Origin of the sequence: Vibrio pacinii DSM 19139, from assembly GCF_000711795.1 — a bacterium.
GTDB classification, from domain to species: domain Bacteria; phylum Pseudomonadota; class Gammaproteobacteria; order Enterobacterales; family Vibrionaceae; genus Vibrio; species Vibrio pacinii.
The window spans coordinates 1-16,247 of sequence record NZ_JONH01000023.1 but is presented as its reverse complement, the minus strand read 5'-3'; the positions used below and the strand labels follow the sequence as shown (position 1 = coordinate 16,247).

The 16,247-nt window shown below is 45.8% G+C and carries 13 protein-coding genes; 1 reads left to right on the top strand and 12 read right to left on the bottom strand.

Annotated features, from left to right (window positions below):
- Positions 1-93: 93 nt before the first annotated feature.
- The 3 genes from BS19_RS13950 to nudC form a co-directional block, all read right to left on the bottom strand.
- The gene (locus tag BS19_RS13950) at positions 94-729 is read right to left on the bottom strand and encodes a TetR/AcrR family transcriptional regulator (RefSeq protein ID WP_038176043.1); all 636 of its coding nucleotides are present in this window, start codon (positions 727-729) and stop codon (positions 94-96) included.
- Positions 730-833: 104 nt separating this feature from the next.
- Entirely contained in the window at positions 834-1,901 is a 1,068-nt protein-coding gene (gene hemE, locus BS19_RS13945) for a uroporphyrinogen decarboxylase (RefSeq protein ID WP_038176042.1), read from the bottom strand.
- Positions 1,902-2,160: 259 nt separating this feature from the next.
- On the bottom strand, positions 2,161-2,946 hold the full coding sequence (nudC, locus tag BS19_RS13940; RefSeq protein WP_038176038.1) for an NAD(+) diphosphatase: 786 nt from the start codon (positions 2,944-2,946) through the stop codon (positions 2,161-2,163).
- Between the two features lie 179 nt (positions 2,947-3,125).
- Here nudC and rsd point away from each other — a divergent pair, with 179 nt between their 5' ends.
- Positions 3,126-3,620 carry a sigma D regulator gene (rsd, locus tag BS19_RS13935; RefSeq protein WP_157631180.1) on the top strand — a complete coding sequence of 165 codons (495 nt, stop codon included), beginning with the start codon at positions 3,126-3,128 and terminating at the stop codon, positions 3,618-3,620.
- A 250-nt stretch (positions 3,621-3,870) separates the two neighbouring features.
- Here the strand turns inward: rsd and rpoC are convergent, their stop codons facing one another.
- From rpoC to BS19_RS19860, 9 genes are all read right to left on the bottom strand, one after another.
- On the bottom strand, positions 3,871-8,073 hold the full coding sequence (gene rpoC / locus BS19_RS13930) for a DNA-directed RNA polymerase subunit beta' (protein WP_038176033.1): 4,203 nt from the start codon (positions 8,071-8,073) through the stop codon (positions 3,871-3,873).
- 87 nt (positions 8,074-8,160) lie between these two features.
- Positions 8,161-12,189 carry a DNA-directed RNA polymerase subunit beta gene (gene rpoB / locus BS19_RS13925; protein ID WP_038176028.1) on the bottom strand — a complete coding sequence of 1,343 codons (4,029 nt, stop codon included), beginning with the start codon at positions 12,187-12,189 and terminating at the stop codon, positions 8,161-8,163.
- 231 nt (positions 12,190-12,420) lie between these two features.
- On the bottom strand, positions 12,421-12,789 hold the full coding sequence (gene rplL / locus BS19_RS13920) for a 50S ribosomal protein L7/L12 (RefSeq protein ID WP_038176026.1): 369 nt from the start codon (positions 12,787-12,789) through the stop codon (positions 12,421-12,423).
- Positions 12,790-12,846: 57 nt separating this feature from the next.
- Entirely contained in the window at positions 12,847-13,341 is a 495-nt protein-coding gene (gene rplJ, locus BS19_RS13915; protein WP_038176024.1) for a 50S ribosomal protein L10, read from the bottom strand.
- Positions 13,342-13,649: 308 nt separating this feature from the next.
- A complete protein-coding gene (rplA, locus tag BS19_RS13910) occupies positions 13,650-14,351 on the bottom strand; it encodes a 50S ribosomal protein L1 (RefSeq protein WP_038176023.1) in 702 nt (233 codons plus the stop codon).
- A gap of 4 nt (positions 14,352-14,355) precedes the next feature.
- On the bottom strand, positions 14,356-14,784 hold the full coding sequence (gene rplK / locus BS19_RS13905) for a 50S ribosomal protein L11 (RefSeq protein ID WP_038176022.1): 429 nt from the start codon (positions 14,782-14,784) through the stop codon (positions 14,356-14,358).
- 142 nt (positions 14,785-14,926) lie between these two features.
- Entirely contained in the window at positions 14,927-15,475 is a 549-nt protein-coding gene (gene nusG / locus BS19_RS13900; protein ID WP_038176020.1) for a transcription termination/antitermination protein NusG, read from the bottom strand.
- A 13-nt stretch (positions 15,476-15,488) separates the two neighbouring features.
- Positions 15,489-15,869: a preprotein translocase subunit SecE gene (gene secE, locus BS19_RS13895; protein WP_038176019.1), complete on the bottom strand. Its 381-nt coding sequence runs from the start codon at positions 15,867-15,869 to the stop codon at positions 15,489-15,491.
- Between the two features lie 273 nt (positions 15,870-16,142).
- Positions 16,143-16,247: EF-Tu C-terminal domain-related protein (locus BS19_RS19860; RefSeq protein ID WP_075708959.1), on the bottom strand; the 105-nt coding region annotated here is incomplete at its 5' end.

The following is a 16,247-nucleotide window of genomic DNA, read 5'->3' as shown; positions in this document are numbered from 1 at the left end:
ATTAAAATATCTCTCGATACTTTAATCGGTTAGCAAACGGGGAACAATGTGAATTGGTTATATCTTAGCTAAGATTCAATGCTAGCCAATGGCTTAAGCATGCATAGCTTTAACGCCATCTTCAAGCAGTTGCAACTGTTCAAGGCCCTGTACTGTTGCTCGTGGTTTGACCACAGAAATCATTTGCAACATACCCTGATGGATCACCTGCTCGGTAATCTGGGTTTTGGGTGACATTGCAGACTGATAGCCAAGCCAACTTGTTGCAATCATATGCAGTGTTTTCACTAGTGACTTAAGGTCGTCGTTATCAACGGCCACTAATTCGAGCTCAACAAACGCACGCATAATATTGACTAGGTTACCTTGCAGCTTATCTTGTACTTGAATGTACTCTTCGTGTAGCTGCTCATCACGCTGCAAAATTTCCGGCAAATTAGCGTAGAAAAAACGGTATTTCCACATCAGGGTAAAAATTGAATCTAGGTAGTGCTTGAGTAGCACTAGACTCTCTTGTTGACCTTGAATAGGCGTAAAACGTTCCAGTAACTCATTGGAATAAAGCGTAAAGATTTCACGCACTATCTCTTGCTTATTGCGAAAGTGATAATACAGATTACCCGGACTGATATCGATATGCGCTGCAATATGATTGGTGGTGATATTGCGCTCACCGTGTTCATTAAAAAGTTCCAGTGCGGCTAGCACTATCTTGTCACGAGTTTTCATGAATGATCCGGATTCCCTAATAATTATTACAGCGTACAGCAGTTAGTATAACTGATAATAAAAAAGCGCCTGGTCATATCAGGCGCTTTTCATAGATTACTCAATTATTTGTGGTATGGCTTAGATAACTCATGCACAGCTTCAACGAACACACCCGCATTTTCTGGCGGCACATCTAAGTGAATACCGTGGCCTAAGTTGAAGACATGACCAGTACCTTGATCGCCAAAACCGTCAAGGATGGTTGCAACCTCTTCACGAATACGTTCTGGTGACGCATACAGCATCGACGGGTCCATGTTACCTTGCAGTGCCACCTTATCGCCGATACGTGCTTTGGCATCCGCGATATTAATTGTCCAGTCAAGGCCAACTGCATCACAACCGGTTGCTGCGATCTGTTCAAGCCACATACCGCCGTTCTTAGTAAATAGCGTAACCGGAACACGGCGACCATCATTTTCACGAATAAGACCATCGACAATCTTGTGCATGTATTGCAATGAGAACAGGTTGTAATCACGCGGAGTCAATACACCACCCCAAGTATCAAATACCATCACAGACTGAGCGCCGGCTTTAATTTGTGCGTTGAGGTAGTCAATCACACTATCAGCAAGCTTATCGAGCAACAGGTGCAGCGTTTGTGGTTCGGCGTACATCATTTTCTTAATCTTGGTGAAGGCTTTTGAACTGCTTCCTTCAACCATATAAGTGGCTAATGTCCATGGACTGCCAGAGAAACCAATCAGAGGAACATCGCCATTGAGATCTTTACGGATCTGGCGTACCGCGTTCATCACGTACTTCAATTCACCTTCAGGATCAGGAATGCCAATTTTTTCGACATCCGCTTTACAGGTGATTGGTTTATCGAACACCGGACCTTCACCAGCCGAAAAACGGAGCTCAAGCCCCATCGCATCAGGAATGGTCAGGATATCAGAAAATAAAATCGCAGCATCAAGAGGAAAACGGCGCAACGGCTGAAGGGTTACTTCTGATGCAAGCTCGGCATTTTTGCATAACGACATGAAATCGCCTGCTTGTGCACGTGTGGCTTTGTATTCTGGCAGATAGCGACCTGCTTGGCGCATCATCCATACCGGAGTGCAATCAACTGGCTGTTTTAGTAACGCGCGCAGGTAGCGATCATTTTTTAATTCAGTCATTCCGTTTTTCCAATTATTAGGCTTACTTTTTGTGGCGGCTATTCTAACACTGTTTAGCTCGCAAAAGCGGCGTGCTTTGCAACCTAGATCAAGTTATTAACTTTTAAATTAGTGCTTAATTTGCACCCACTCTGTATCAGTGTTAAATATTTGTTTGCTAGCGAAAACTACAATAATAAACCGAGCACTCAGTGCTTGGCATCTCATAACGACATCTTACTTACCCCCTCCTTCTTGGAGGGTTTTTTTTGGCTTTTTTTCAGAGAGATCGATTAATTTCACCTACGGTGTGCTCAATCAACTCGCGTGCAATGGTGCCCGGCGGCGCCACGAGTGGCATCTGATCGACATCGAACCAACATGCATCACTTAATTCGCTATAGTCAGGCTTGAGTGTACCTGAATGATAGTCAGCAACAAAGCCAACCATCATGCTCGATGGGAACGCCCAAGGTTGACTAGCAAAGTAGCGAATATTGGTCACATCAATACCGGTCTCTTCTTTCACTTCTCGTGCGACACACTGCTCTAACGTCTCTCCCACTTCAACAAAACCCGCGATCACCGTGTACATGCCATTACGATGACGTGGATGTTGAGCCAATAAGATCTGCTGCTGCTTTCTGACCGCAACAATAATGCACGGGAAGATGCGTGGATAATGTAAGGTCCGGCAATCACTACACTGCATGGCCAGTTGATTGTGATTAAGATGGTTACGTCCACCGCACTGAGGACAAAAGCGCATGGTTTGGCTCATATGACCATATTGCACCGCTTTGCTCATCAGTAGAAATAACGATTGAGGAAAGTCTAAACATTCGCGTAGAGACACTAACTCTAGCGGTTTTTCAACATCACACTCATTGAGCCACAATACTGGAAAATTTTGGTAGCGCCCCACTTCAATCGCTTGCTGATAAGGTAAGCCTAACGCCTCGGCGGAGCCGAAAGGAAGCGTATCTTGACTGAGCCAAATGTCACTTCCTGATACCACACACCAATAAGCCGCCTTCGTACGGTTTATGTCACCTTTCTTTAACATGAGCTCACCTCTTCGCTTGCAGTTGTTCTATTTTACTGGCAATCTAAATTCATACCAGAGTTTGTAGTTACGTATATTTGCGACTATAAATTTTTGTAAGGACAAGAGGTTATATCTCTGTAGGTGCTTTGTGATTCAAAGCGTTACGATCACCGGAACCGTGATCCGATCATGAGGATATGGTCATGCTAAATAAATTCAAAAAAACACAAGAACAATGGGGTGGCTCAAACGAAGTCATCGACCACTGGCTTGACACCAGACAGTCACTGATCATTGAGTACTGCAAGCTTGCAGCACTGAAACCTTGCTCATCGAAACAAGCACTTTCATCTCTTCCTACTCCTGCTGAGCTACAAAATTTCTGCCAACATGTTGTCGATTACATTTCCGAAGGCCATTTCAAGATTTACGATATGGTCATGGGAAAATGGAGCGCCACGGGCTTCGAAGCCACCGACGAAATCAATAGCACTTACAGCCAAATCGTTGCAACGACCGAACCACTACTGGATTTCACCGATAAATACGCAGCCATCGATGAAGATGACGACCTCGAAGCGTTTGATAGTGATTTGTCTTTGATCGGTGAAACCATTGAAGCACGCTTTGAAGTCGAAGATCATTTGATTCAATTAATCGCCGACAGTTTAGCCGTTCCACCTGGCGCGTAGCGAGAAGCGAGAAGCGAGATAATTCCTGAGGGTTGACGTATGTTCGTCAGCCCTTTTGCGTTCTTAGAGCGGTCATTCACCAGCTAATACAGATTCCCTATTCGATCCTTCGTCGCTCTATGGAATGACACTTTCCAACAATGACTATAATCGTCATCCTCAAGAAGAGACTTTCCCTTTCTCCAAAAACAAAAAGGCACCCGAAGGTGCCTTTTATCATGTCTTACAGAGCGATTACTCGTCTGAAGATTTATTCATCCGAAGAGAAACCAGCGTTTAGTAGCGCTGCAAGGTTGTCTGTCGCTTGTTCAGCAGACGGACCTTCTTGCACTTCTACACGTTTAGCTTGACGCTCTTGGTGGTAAGCGAAACCAGTACCTGCAGGAATTAGACGTCCTACAATTACGTTTTCTTTCAGACCACGTAGCTCATCACGCTTACCAGAAACCGCAGCTTCTGTTAGTACGCGAGTTGTCTCTTGGAACGATGCCGCAGAGATGAACGATTCTGTAGCTAGCGACGCTTTAGTGATACCTAGAAGCTCACGTTCGAAGCGTGCAGGCTCTTTGCCTTCAGCTTCAAGTGCACGGTTAGCAATCTTAACGTTAGCAAATTCTACTTGCTCACCCGCTAGGAAATCAGAGTCACCAGCGAACGTAATCGTACACTTACGTAGCATTTGACGAACGATAGTTTCAATGTGCTTATCGTTAATCTTAACACCTTGTAGACGGTATACTTCTTGAACTTCGTTCGCGATGTATTGCGTCACAGCGTGAATACCACGTAAACGTAGAATGTCATGAGGAGACTCAGGACCATCTGCGATTACATCACCACGTTCAACTTTCTCGCCTTCAAAGACGTTAAGCTGACGGTGCTTAGGAATCATCTCTTCGTACGCATCACCACCCTCACGAGTGATAATTAGACGACGTTTACCTTTGGTCTCTTTACCAAAGCTCACAGTACCTGTGTGCTCAGCAAGAATCGCAGGCTCTTTCGGCTTACGTGCTTCGAATAGATCCGCTACGCGTGGTAGACCACCCGTGATGTCTCGGTTACCACCAGATTTCTGAGGAATACGAGCAAGGGTATCACCGACACCTACTTCTGCACCGTCTTCCATGTTCACGATCGCTTTACCAGGTAGGAAGTAGTGAGCTGGCATATCAGTGCCAGGGATCATTACATCTTTACCTTGCGCATCAACAAGTTTGATAGCTGGACGCATATCTTTACCTGCTGCTGGGCGAGCGGCTGGTTCACTCACTTCACTTGAAGATAGACCCGTTAGGTCATCTGTTTGGCGAGAAACCGTTACACCATCGATCATGTCTACGAACTGGATGCGACCTGCCACTTCAGTGATGATTGGCATGGTGTGCGCTTCCCAGTTTGCCACTGTATCGCCAGCTTCAACTGCGTCGTTGTCGCCTTTGCTTAGTAACGAACCGTAAGGAAGTTTGTGCTTCTCTTTGGTACGACCAAACTCATCAATGATGGTAAGTTCAGAGGCACGAGAAGTGATGACAAGCTTCTTATCTTTGTTGATTACAAACTTAGCGTTGTGTAGCTTAACCGTACCAGTTGTCTTAGCTTGGATGCTGTTCTCTGCGGCTGCAGTCGATGCTGCACCACCGATGTGGAACGTACGCATGGTAAGCTGTGTACCTGGTTCACCGATAGATTGAGCAGCGATAACGCCGACTGCTTCACCTTGGTTCACTAGGTGACCACGTGCTAGGTCACGACCGTAACACTGTGCACAACAACCAAAGTCTGCATCACAAGTAACCACTGAGCGAACACGCATGCTGTCCACTGAGTTCTCTTCCATGATCTGACACCACTTCTCATCGATCAGGGTGTTACGTGGAATAAGAACTTCATCAGTACCTGGCTTAAGAACATCTTCTGCAACAACACGACCTAGTGCCAGCTCAGAAAGGGCAACTTTAACATCACCACCTTCGATATGAGGCATCATGTCAACACCTTCATGCGTGCCACAGTCATGTTCGTGTACTACAACGTCTTGAGCAACGTCTACTAGACGACGAGTTAGGTAACCCGAGTTTGCTGTTTTCAGTGCGGTATCCGCAAGACCCTTACGAGCACCGTGCGTTGAGATAAAGTACTGAAGTACGTTTAGACCTTCTTTAAAGTTCGCAGTGATTGGCGTTTCGATGATTGAACCATCTGGACGCGCCATCAGACCACGCATACCGGCAAGCTGACGAATCTGAGCTGCAGAACCACGAGCGCCCGAGTCAGCCATCATGTAGATGCTGTTGAATGACTCTTGTTGCTCTTCTTCACCGTCACGGTTAACGACCGTTTCAGATGAAAGGTTTTCCATCATCGCTTTCGCTACGCGATCGTTGGTCGATGCCCAAATATCGATCACTTTGTTGTAGCGCTCACCCGCCGTTACAAGACCAGATTGGTACTGCTCTTGAATTTCGCGAACTTCTGCTTCTGCTTCTTCGATCTCAGTGTACTTAGCCGCTGGAACAACCATATCGTCGATACCAACAGACACACCAGAAAGTGCCGCGTAAGCAAAACCTGTGTACATGATTTGGTCAGCAAAGATAACCGTGTCTTTAAGACCAAGCTTACGATACGCTTCGTTAAGTAGGTTAGAGATCTGTTTCTTACCTAACTTTTGGTTAACGATGCTGTACGGAAGGCCTTTTGGCACGATTTGCCATAGCATTGCACGACCAACCGTTGTATCAACTAATTTAGTCTCTGTGGTGCTATTACCATCTTCGTCGACAACAGTCTCTGTAATACGAACTTTAACACGAGCATGTAGCTCAGCGCTCTTAGTGCGGTATGCCTTCTCAGCTTCAGCTGAGCTAGCAAGGTACATACCTTCGCCTTTTACGTTGATCTTGTCACGAGTCATGTAGTAAAGACCCAATACAACGTCCTGAGAAGGTACGATGATCGGATCGCCCGATGCTGGCGACAGAATGTTGTTCGTCGACATCATCAGAGTACGTGCTTCAAGCTGTGCTTCTAGAGTTAGAGGCACGTGAACCGCCATTTGGTCACCATCGAAGTCCGCGTTGTACGCCGCACACACTAGTGGGTGTAGCTGAATCGCTTTACCTTCGATTAGTACTGGTTCGAACGCTTGGATACCGAGACGGTGAAGTGTCGGTGCACGGTTCAATAGTACTGGGTGTTCACGGATAACTTCGTCTAGGATATCCCAAACAATCGCTTCTTCACGCTCAACCATTTTCTTAGCAGCTTTGATTGTCGTCGCTAGGCCACGAGTCTCTAGTTTGCTATAGATGAATGGTTTGAATAGCTCAAGTGCCATCTTCTTAGGAAGACCACACTGGTGCAGACGAAGGTATGGACCTACTGTGATTACAGAACGGCCAGAGTAGTCTACACGTTTACCAAGAAGGTTCTGACGGAAACGACCTTGTTTACCCTTGATCATATCAGCAAGAGATTTCAGAGGACGCTTGTTCGAACCTGTGATCGCACGACCGCGACGACCGTTATCTAGAAGCGCATCAACAGACTCTTGCAGCATACGTTTTTCGTTACGTACGATGATGTCCGGAGCCGCTAGCTCTAATAGACGCTTCAAACGGTTGTTACGGTTGATCACACGACGGTATAAATCGTTCAGATCAGACGTCGCAAAGCGACCGCCATCTAGAGGTACTAGAGGACGTAGATCTGGCGGAAGTACCGGAAGCACAGTTAGGATCATCCACTCAGGCTTGTTACCCGATTGAACGAACGCTTCAACTAGCTTCAGACGCTTAGTGACCTTCTTACGCTTAGTCTCTGAGTTAGTAGACTGAAGCTCTTCACGCATCTCTTCGATTTCAGCAGGCAGATCCATAGACCCTAAAAGGTCTTTGATCGCTTCCGCGCCCATCTTAGCCGTGAATTCATCACCCCACTCTTCTAGACGATCGAGATACTCTTCTTCAGTCAGCATCTGCGATTTTTCTAGATCCGTCATACCTGGTTCTGTTACTACGTACATTTCGAAGTACAGAACACGTTCGATATCACGTAGCGGGATATCCATCAGTAGACCGATACGAGACGGTAGCGACTTTAGGAACCAGATGTGAGCAACTGGCGAAGCAAGCTCAATGTGGCCCATACGGTCACGACGAACTTTAGTTTGTGTAACTTCAACGCCACACTTCTCACAGATAACGCCACGGTGTTTTAGACGCTTGTACTTGCCACAAAGACATTCGTAGTCTTTTACTGGACCAAAGATACGCGCACAGAACAGACCATCACGCTCAGGCTTGAACGTACGATAGTTGATTGTTTCTGGTTTCTTAACTTCACCAAAAGACCATGAACGGATCATGTCTGGTGAAGATAGACCGATTTTGATTGCATCAAATTCTTCGGTCTTATGCTGCGCTTTTAGAAAGTTTAATAAGTCTTTCACAATCAGCTCCTGTAAGGAGTTAAAAGGAGCTCACCCGCAAAAGTGAGCACCTTCTACCAAATAATCGCATTCTCTAAAGAGAAAGGATTACTCTTCGTCTTCTAGCTCGATGTTGATGCCTAGCGAGCGAATCTCTTTCAACAATACGTTGAACGATTCTGGCATACCAGGTTCCATGCTGTGGTTACCGTCTACGATGTTTTTGTACATCTTAGTACGGCCGTTAACATCATCCGATTTAACGGTTAGCATTTCTTGAAGCGTGTAAGCAGCACCGTATGCTTCTAGTGCCCATACTTCCATCTCACCGAAACGCTGACCACCGAACTGAGCTTTACCACCAAGTGGTTGCTGAGTTACTAGGCTGTACGAACCAGTTGAACGAGCGTGCATCTTGTCATCAACAAGGTGGTTTAGTTTCAGCATGTACATGTAACCAACGGTTACCGGACGCTCAAACTCATCGCCTGTACGACCATCAAATAGCGTTAGCTGACCAGATGTTGGTAGGTCACCTAGTTTTAGAAGCTCTTTGATTAATGTCTCGTTTGCACCATCGAATACTGGCGTCGCGATCGGTAGACCACCACGTAGGTTGCCGATTAGCGTGCGAACTTCGCCATCAGTCAGTGATGCAATATCAACTTTCTGACGCGTATCACCAAGGTCGTAAACTTTCTGTAAGAAGTCACGGAACTTAGCCAGTTCTTGCTGCTCTTTAACCATCTGGTTAATCTTGTCACCGATGCCTTTCGCTGCTAGACCTAAGTGTACTTCTAGGATCTGACCGATGTTCATACGTGACGGTACACCCAGTGGGTTTAGCACGATATCAACAGGCTGACCTTTCTCATCGTAAGGCATGTCTTCAACAGGGTTAATCTTAGAGATAACACCCTTGTTACCGTGACGACCAGCCATCTTATCACCAGGCTGAATGCGACGTTTAACCGCGAGGTAAACTTTCACAATCTTCAGTACGCCAGGGGCAAGATCATCACCTTGAGTGATCTTACGACGCTTAGTTTCAAACTTCTTATCGAAGTCTGAACGTAGCTCGTCATATTGCTCGGCTAGTTGTTCTAGCTGAGTTTGTTGAGCATCGTCTTCAAGCGTTAGCTCTAGCCACTTCTTACGATCGATAGCATCTAGCTTAGCTTCAGTGTAACCACCATCAAGAAGTACCGCTTTAACACGGTTCAGAAGGCCACCCTCAAGAATCTGGAATTCTTCAGTTAGGTCTTTCTTCGCTTCTTTCAGCTGCATCTGTTCGATTTCAAGTGCACGCTTGTCTTTTTCAACACCGTCACGAGTAAATACTTGAACGTCGATGATCGTACCTGAAACTGAGTTTGGTACGCGTAGAGACGTGTCTTTAACGTCTGACGCTTTCTCACCGAAGATAGCACGCAGTAGCTTCTCTTCTGGTGTTAGCTGAGTTTCACCTTTAGGCGTTACTTTACCTACAAGGATGTCACCGCCTTTCACTTCCGCACCGATGTAAACGATACCTGACTCGTCTAGTTTAGACAGAGCAGATTCACCTACGTTTGGAATGTCAGCTGTGATTTCTTCAGCACCAAGCTTAGTATCACGCGCCACACAAGAAAGCTCTTGAATGTGGATCGTGGTGAAACGGTCTTCTTGAACAACACGCTCAGAAACTAAGATCGAGTCTTCGAAGTTGTAACCGTTCCAAGGCATAAATGCGATACGCATGTTCTGACCAAGCGCTAGCTCACCAAGGTCTGTTGAAGGACCATCAGCAAGAACGTCACCACGTGCGACTGGTTCATCTGGCATCACACATGGACGCTGGTTGATACACGTGTTTTGGTTAGAACGTGTGTATTTAGTTAGGTTGTAGATATCGATGCCGGCTTCGCCAGGAATCAATTCGTCTTCGTTAACTTTAATAACGATACGAGACGCATCTACAGACTGAACCATACCACCACGTTTGGCGACAGCAGTAACACCCGAGTCAACAGCGATGTTGCGCTCAATACCAGTACCAACAAGCGGCTTATCAGCTCTAAGTGTTGGAACGGCCTGACGTTGCATGTTGGCACCCATCAATGCACGGTTCGCATCATCGTGTTCTAGGAACGGGATAAGCGATGCAGCGATAGATACAACCTGGTTAGTTGCAACGTCCATGTAATCAACATGTTCGCGTGGGTGTAGGCCTGATTCACCTTTTTGACGAGCTGTGATCAGCTCTTCAGCGAATGTGCCTTCTTCAGTAAGAACCGTGTTCGCCTGAGCGATAACATACTGGCCTTCCTGAATAGCAGATAGGTAATCTACTTCGTCTGTTACTATGCCATCAACGACACGACGGTATGGCGTCTCAAGGAAACCGTACTCGTTACAACGTGCAAACGCAGACAGAGAGTTAATCAGACCGATGTTTGGACCTTCCGGCGTTTCGATCGGACATAGACGGCCGTAGTGCGTTACGTGTACGTCTCGAACTTCGAAGCCAGCACGTTCACGAGTTAGACCGCCAGGACCCAACGCAGAAATACGACGCTTGTGCGTTACTTCTGATAATGGGTTGTTTTGGTCCATAAACTGTGACAGCTGTGAAGAGCCAAAGAATTCTTTAACCGCAGCAGAGATAGGCTTAGCGTTGATTAGGTCTTGAGGCATGATAGCGTCAAGATCACCAAGGCTTAGGCGCTCTTTAACAGCACGTTCAACACGTACTAAACCAACGCGGAATTGGTTTTCTGCCATTTCGCCAACACTACGGATACGACGGTTACCCAAGTGGTCGATATCGTCCACTTCACCGATGCCGTTACGGATAGCGATTAGCTTCTTCATCACTTCGATGATGTCAGTTTCATCAAGCGTGCCTTGCTCTTGAGCATCTTCACGTTCGATTGAACTGTTGAACTTCATACGACCAACAGTCGATAGATCATAACGATCTTCAGAGAAGAACAAGCTATCAAATAGAGACTCAGCAGCTTCTTTCGTTGGCGGCTCACCAGGGCGCATCATGCGGTAGATTTCTACCAATGCAGAAATACGATCAACGGTGCTGTCGATGCGTACGGTTTCTGACATGAATGGACCGTGGTCTAGATCGTTCGTAAATAGAACTTCTAGCGCTTTGTGACCCGCTTGAGACAGATTCGCTAACGCTTCTAGGCTGATCTCGTGGTTCGCACCCACAATGATTTCGCCTGTTGCTTCGTTGATGTAATCTTTCGACGCAACTTTACCTACGATGTACTCTACTGGTACTTCGATTTGATCAACGCCATCTTTTTCAAGCTGACGGATATGGCGTGCAGTTACACGACGACCAGTCTCAACGTAAACGTTACCGTTCGCTTCGATATCGAATGACGCAGTTTCACCACGTAGACGATCTGGGACCAACTCCATCATTAGGGTTTGGTCTTTAACTTCGAAGTTAATCTTCTCGAAGAAGAGGTCTAGGATCTCTTCTGTCGTTTTACCTAGAGCGCGCAGGATGATCGATGCTGGCAGCTTACGACGACGGTCAATACGAACGTACAGGTTATCCTTAGGATCAAACTCGAAATCAAGCCATGAACCACGGTAAGGAATAACACGTGCGTTATAAAGAACTTTACCTGATGAGTGGGTTTTACCCTTATCGCTGTCGAAGAAAACGCCTGGGCTTCTGTGCAGCTGGGATACGATAACCCTCTCGGTACCGTTGATAACGAAGGTACCATTGTCTGTCATAAGCGGAATTTCGCCCATGTAGACTTCTTGTTCTTTAATGTCTTTTACAGTACCCGCTGGCGCGTCTCTATCAAAAATAACTAGGCGCAGTTTTACGCGTAGTGGTTTTGAATAAGTTACGCCGCGAATTTGACATTCTTTAACGTCAAAAACTGGCTCACCAAGACGGTAGCTAACGTATTGCAGCTCGGAATTGCCGTTGTAGCTCTGAATTGGAAACACAGAACGGAAAGCAGCTTCAAGACCATATTGACCTTCAGGATCCTGTTCGATAAATTTCTCGAACGAATCGAGCTGGATCGATAGCAGGTATGGAATGTCCAACACTTGTGGACGAGTACCAAAATCCTTTCGGATGCGCTTTTTCTCGGTATAAGAGTAAACCATGGGGTTCCTCAGCTCGCTGATAAGTGACCCAAACTGTCTCCAATCGTTATGAGACAGTGACTGAATATCTGTTTGATCGTAGTGACATTGCATTAAGAGCTAATGAAATGTTTTTTGCTAGAGATTAGGTGCTCAAACAGCGGAAAAATCACCCGACCCCTACAGCGCAAAAAGGCCGGTGGTTATAAAACCACCAGCCATTAGCCGTTAGGCTAAGAAACTATACAATGATTACTTAACAGTAACACTTGCACCAGCTTCTTCTAGCTGAGCTTTAAGAGCTTCAGCTTCGTCTTTCTCTACGCCTTCTTTAACAGCTGCAGGAGCTGAGTCTACAAGACCTTTAGCTTCTTTAAGACCTAGGCCAGTTGCGCCACGTACTGCTTTGATTACAGCAACTTTGTTGCCGCCAGCAGATTCTAGGATAACGTCGAATTCAGTTTGCTCAGCAGCAGCTTCGCCACCAGCAGCGCCGCCAGCTACAACAGCAGCTGCAGCAGAAACACCGAATTTCTCTTCCATTGCTTCGATTAGTTCAACAACTTGCATTACAGACATTTCTGCAACTGCGTCTAGGATTTGCTCGTTAGTAATAGACATAACAATTCTCTTTTAAATCAACAATAAGTTTATTAAGCAACCAGAAAAAAGCAAGGCTTACGCCGCAGCTTCTTCTTTTTGATCGCGGATAGCAGCGAAGGTACGTACCAGCTTGGCTGCAGAAGCTTCTTTCATGCACATCATTAGGCGTGCAATAGCTTCGTCGTAAGTTGGTAGTGTCGCTAGTACTTCAGCGTCAGTTAGCGCGCCTTCAAATGCAGCAGCTTTGATCTCGAAGTCTTTGTTCTCTTTAGCGAAGTCTTTGAAAAGACGCGCTGCGGCACCTGGGTGCTCGTTAGAGAATGCAATTAAAGTAGGACCAGTGAAAGTGTCTTTTAGACACTCGTAGTCTGTACCTTCAACTGCACGACGCATTAGAGTGTTACGAACCACTCGTACATAAACACCAGCTTCACGAGCCTGTTTACGTAGAGAAGTCATCGCGCCCACTTCAACGCCACGAGAATCAGCTACAACTGCAGAAAGTGCACCACTGGCAGCTTCGTTGACTTCAGCAACAATTGCTTTTTTGTCTTGAAGGTTTAAAGCCATCTTGGATTTACTCCTGGTTGTCGTTACACCACTCACTATTATCACAACAGTGAGAGCTATTGAGGTGCTTCCCAGAAGAAAGGTAACTATTTACATAGAGCTTTCTGTCAGTTCGGGCACCATCTACGTAGGAGGATTAAGCCTATTTAAAAAACAGACACCTACGGTCTTGGACGGAGACTGGGTCATAATTCACAGTGAATTCTTAACGAATTCGATGAACCAAAGTTCAGCCCCAACCACAAATATTAGGCGCAAAATTATACATAAACTTTGCGCCTAAGTAAATAAGTGTTTCGTAAAACTAATTACGCAACTGTATTCAGGCTACCCTGATCAACAGCAACACCAGCACCCATAGTAGTAGAGATGCTTACTTTCTGCAGGAATGTACCTTTTGCAGAAGATGGCTTAGCTTTCTTCAGAGCCACTAGAAGTGCTTCTAGGTTCTCTTTGATCTGCTCAGCAGAGAAGTTTGCTTTACCAATAGTAGTGTGGATGATGCCGTTCTTGTCGTTACGGTAACGAACCTGACCAGCTTTAGCGTTCTTAACTGCTTCAGCAACGTTAGGAGTTACAGTACCAACTTTAGGGTTTGGCATTAGACCGCGAGGACCTAGGATAGTACCTAGTTGACCTACAACGCGCATTGCATCTGGAGAAGCAACAACTACGTCAAAGTTCATTTCGCCTTTTTTCACTAGCTCAGCTAGATCTTCCATACCAACGATGTCTGCGCCAGCTTCTTTGGCTGCTTCAGCGTTTGCACCTTGAGTGAACACTGCAACGCGGATGTCGCGGCCAGTACCGTGAGGTAGTACAGTTGCACCACGTACGTTCTGGTCAGATTTACGAGCATCGATGCCTAGGTTAACGGCAACGTCTACAGATTCAACGAACTTAGCAGTTGCTAGTTCTTGAAGAAGAGCTACAGCTTCGTTGATTTCGTATTCTTTAGTTACGTCAACTTTATCGCGGATTACGCGCATGCGCTTAGTTAGTTTAGCCATCTTATTAACCCTCTACCACTAGGCCCATTGAACGAGCAGTACCCGCAATTGAACGCTTCATTGCTTCGATATCAGCACCAGTCATATCAGAAGCTTTAGTTTCTGCGATTTCTTGGATTTGAGCGTCAGTTACCGTACCCACTTTTTCAGTGTTTGGACGACCTGAACCAGACTTAACGCCAGCCGCTTTCTTAAGAAGAACTGCAGCAGGTGGAGTCTTAGTGATGAACGTGAAAGAGCGATCGCTGTATACAGTGATAACTACTGGAGTAGGAAGACCCTTCTCGATAGATTCTGTTTTTGCGTTAAACGCTTTACAGAATTCCATGATGTTAACACCGTGTTGACCTAGAGCAGGACCAACTGGTGGACTTGGGTTTGCAGCGCCAGCAGCAACTTGTAGCTTGATATAAGCTTCAACTTTCTTAGCCATGATTATTCCTAATTTTGGGTACGAACGCTAATCGACTGATCAGCTCCCCGTTTCAACAAAAACTTTTTACTTCACAGGAAGTAAAAAGGCGCGAAATTATAGTCATAATTCGCGCCTTATACAAGCCTAAAAAGCTGGTTTTTTAATCAAGTTTTTCAACCTGACCAAATTCAAGCTCAACAGGTGTCGCTCGACCAAAGATCGAAACAGACACTTTAACGCGGCTCTTAGCATAATCGACTTCTTCAACGGTACCGTTAAAGTCAGCAAATGGGCCGTCAGTAACACGAACCACTTCACCCGCTTCGTACATAGTACGTGGACGAGGCGCTTCACTTGCTTTCTCAAGACGGTTAAGAATCGCATCAGCTTCTTTATCAGTAATAGGAGCTGGACGATCAGAGGTACCACCAATGAAGCCCATGACGCGCGGCACACTGCGAACCAAGTGCCATGATTCATCTTCCATAACCATCTGAACAAGCACATAGCCTGGGAAGAACTTGCGCTCAGACTTACGACGCTGACCTGCACGCATTTCCACTACTTCTTCTGTAGGGACAAGAACTTCACCAAACAGCTCTTCCATGCCATGCATTTTGATATGCTCACGAAGCGATTGAGCTACGCGGCCTTCAAATCCAGAGAAGGCTTGAACCACATACCAGCGTTTTTTTGGAGCTTCACTCATGAATTAAAACCCTCTATACCCCAGTCACAAATGCAACAAGACGAACCATAATGCCGTCAATGCCCCAAAGCACTAGAGCCATTACAATACTTACAGCTAAAACGATAAATGTCGTTTGCATCGTTTCTTGGCGTGTAGGCCAAACCACTTTACGTACTTCCATACGCGATTCTTTTGCAAACTCAATCGCAGCTTTACCTTTAGTTGTTGTAGCCGCGACACCCAGTGCCCCAGCGATTAGTACAACAACACCTGCAGCGCGAATCACTACAGACATTTCACCATACAGGTAATTACCCACAACAGCGGCAGCTAGCAGAGTAAAAGTGACAATCCACTTAAAAATGTCTGCGCCATTTGAGCTATCAGGAGTTTCAGCATTATTTGCTTTCATAAAACCAACCTGTCTAAGTCTTAATATAGACGACAACAACCCCGCTGTTGCAGGGCAAATCCATGAAACGGCAATTAAACTTAATTGACGTACTCTTTTATTGGTTGAAACGCAACACCTCAACCAAAAAACCTGCGAAATGACTATTTGAATAAGAAATCAACAGACATTTTCTTTAGTGCAGAAAAAGGGCATCAAATGATGCCCTTTTTGCTACTGGTTCGTCAAATCTTATTCCAAGATTTTCCGAAGACTTTAGCTAATTCGTTAGAATTAAGCGAAAATCTTAGCAACAACACCAGCACCAACTGTACGGCCACCTTCGCGGATTGCGAAACGTAGACCTTCGTCCATCGCGATTGGTGCGATTAGCTCTAC

Excerpts from the sequence above, each read along its gene's own strand:
- nudC (WP_038176038.1), bottom strand. The coding sequence starts at position 2,946 with ATGTTAAAGAAAGGTGACATAAACCGTACGAAGGCGGCTTATTGGTGT.
- rplK (WP_038176022.1), bottom strand. The coding sequence starts at position 14,784 with ATGGCTAAGAAAGTTGAAGCTTATATCAAGCTACAAGTTGCTGCTGGC.
- rpoB (WP_038176028.1), bottom strand. The coding sequence starts at position 12,189 with ATGGTTTACTCTTATACCGAGAAAAAGCGCATCCGAAAGGATTTTGGT.
- rsd (WP_157631180.1), top strand. The coding sequence starts at position 3,126 with ATGGTCATGCTAAATAAATTCAAAAAAACACAAGAACAATGGGGTGGC.
- nusG (WP_038176020.1), bottom strand. The coding sequence starts at position 15,475 with ATGAGTGAAGCTCCAAAAAAACGCTGGTATGTGGTTCAAGCCTTCTCT.
- rplA (WP_038176023.1), bottom strand. The coding sequence starts at position 14,351 with ATGGCTAAACTAACTAAGCGCATGCGCGTAATCCGCGATAAAGTTGAC.
- secE (WP_038176019.1), bottom strand. The coding sequence starts at position 15,869 with ATGAAAGCAAATAATGCTGAAACTCCTGATAGCTCAAATGGCGCAGAC.
- rplL (WP_038176026.1), bottom strand. The coding sequence starts at position 12,789 with ATGTCTATTACTAACGAGCAAATCCTAGACGCAGTTGCAGAAATGTCT.
- rplJ (WP_038176024.1), bottom strand. The coding sequence starts at position 13,341 with ATGGCTTTAAACCTTCAAGACAAAAAAGCAATTGTTGCTGAAGTCAAC.
- hemE (WP_038176042.1), bottom strand. The coding sequence starts at position 1,901 with ATGACTGAATTAAAAAATGATCGCTACCTGCGCGCGTTACTAAAACAG.
- BS19_RS13950 (WP_038176043.1), bottom strand. The coding sequence starts at position 729 with ATGAAAACTCGTGACAAGATAGTGCTAGCCGCACTGGAACTTTTTAAT.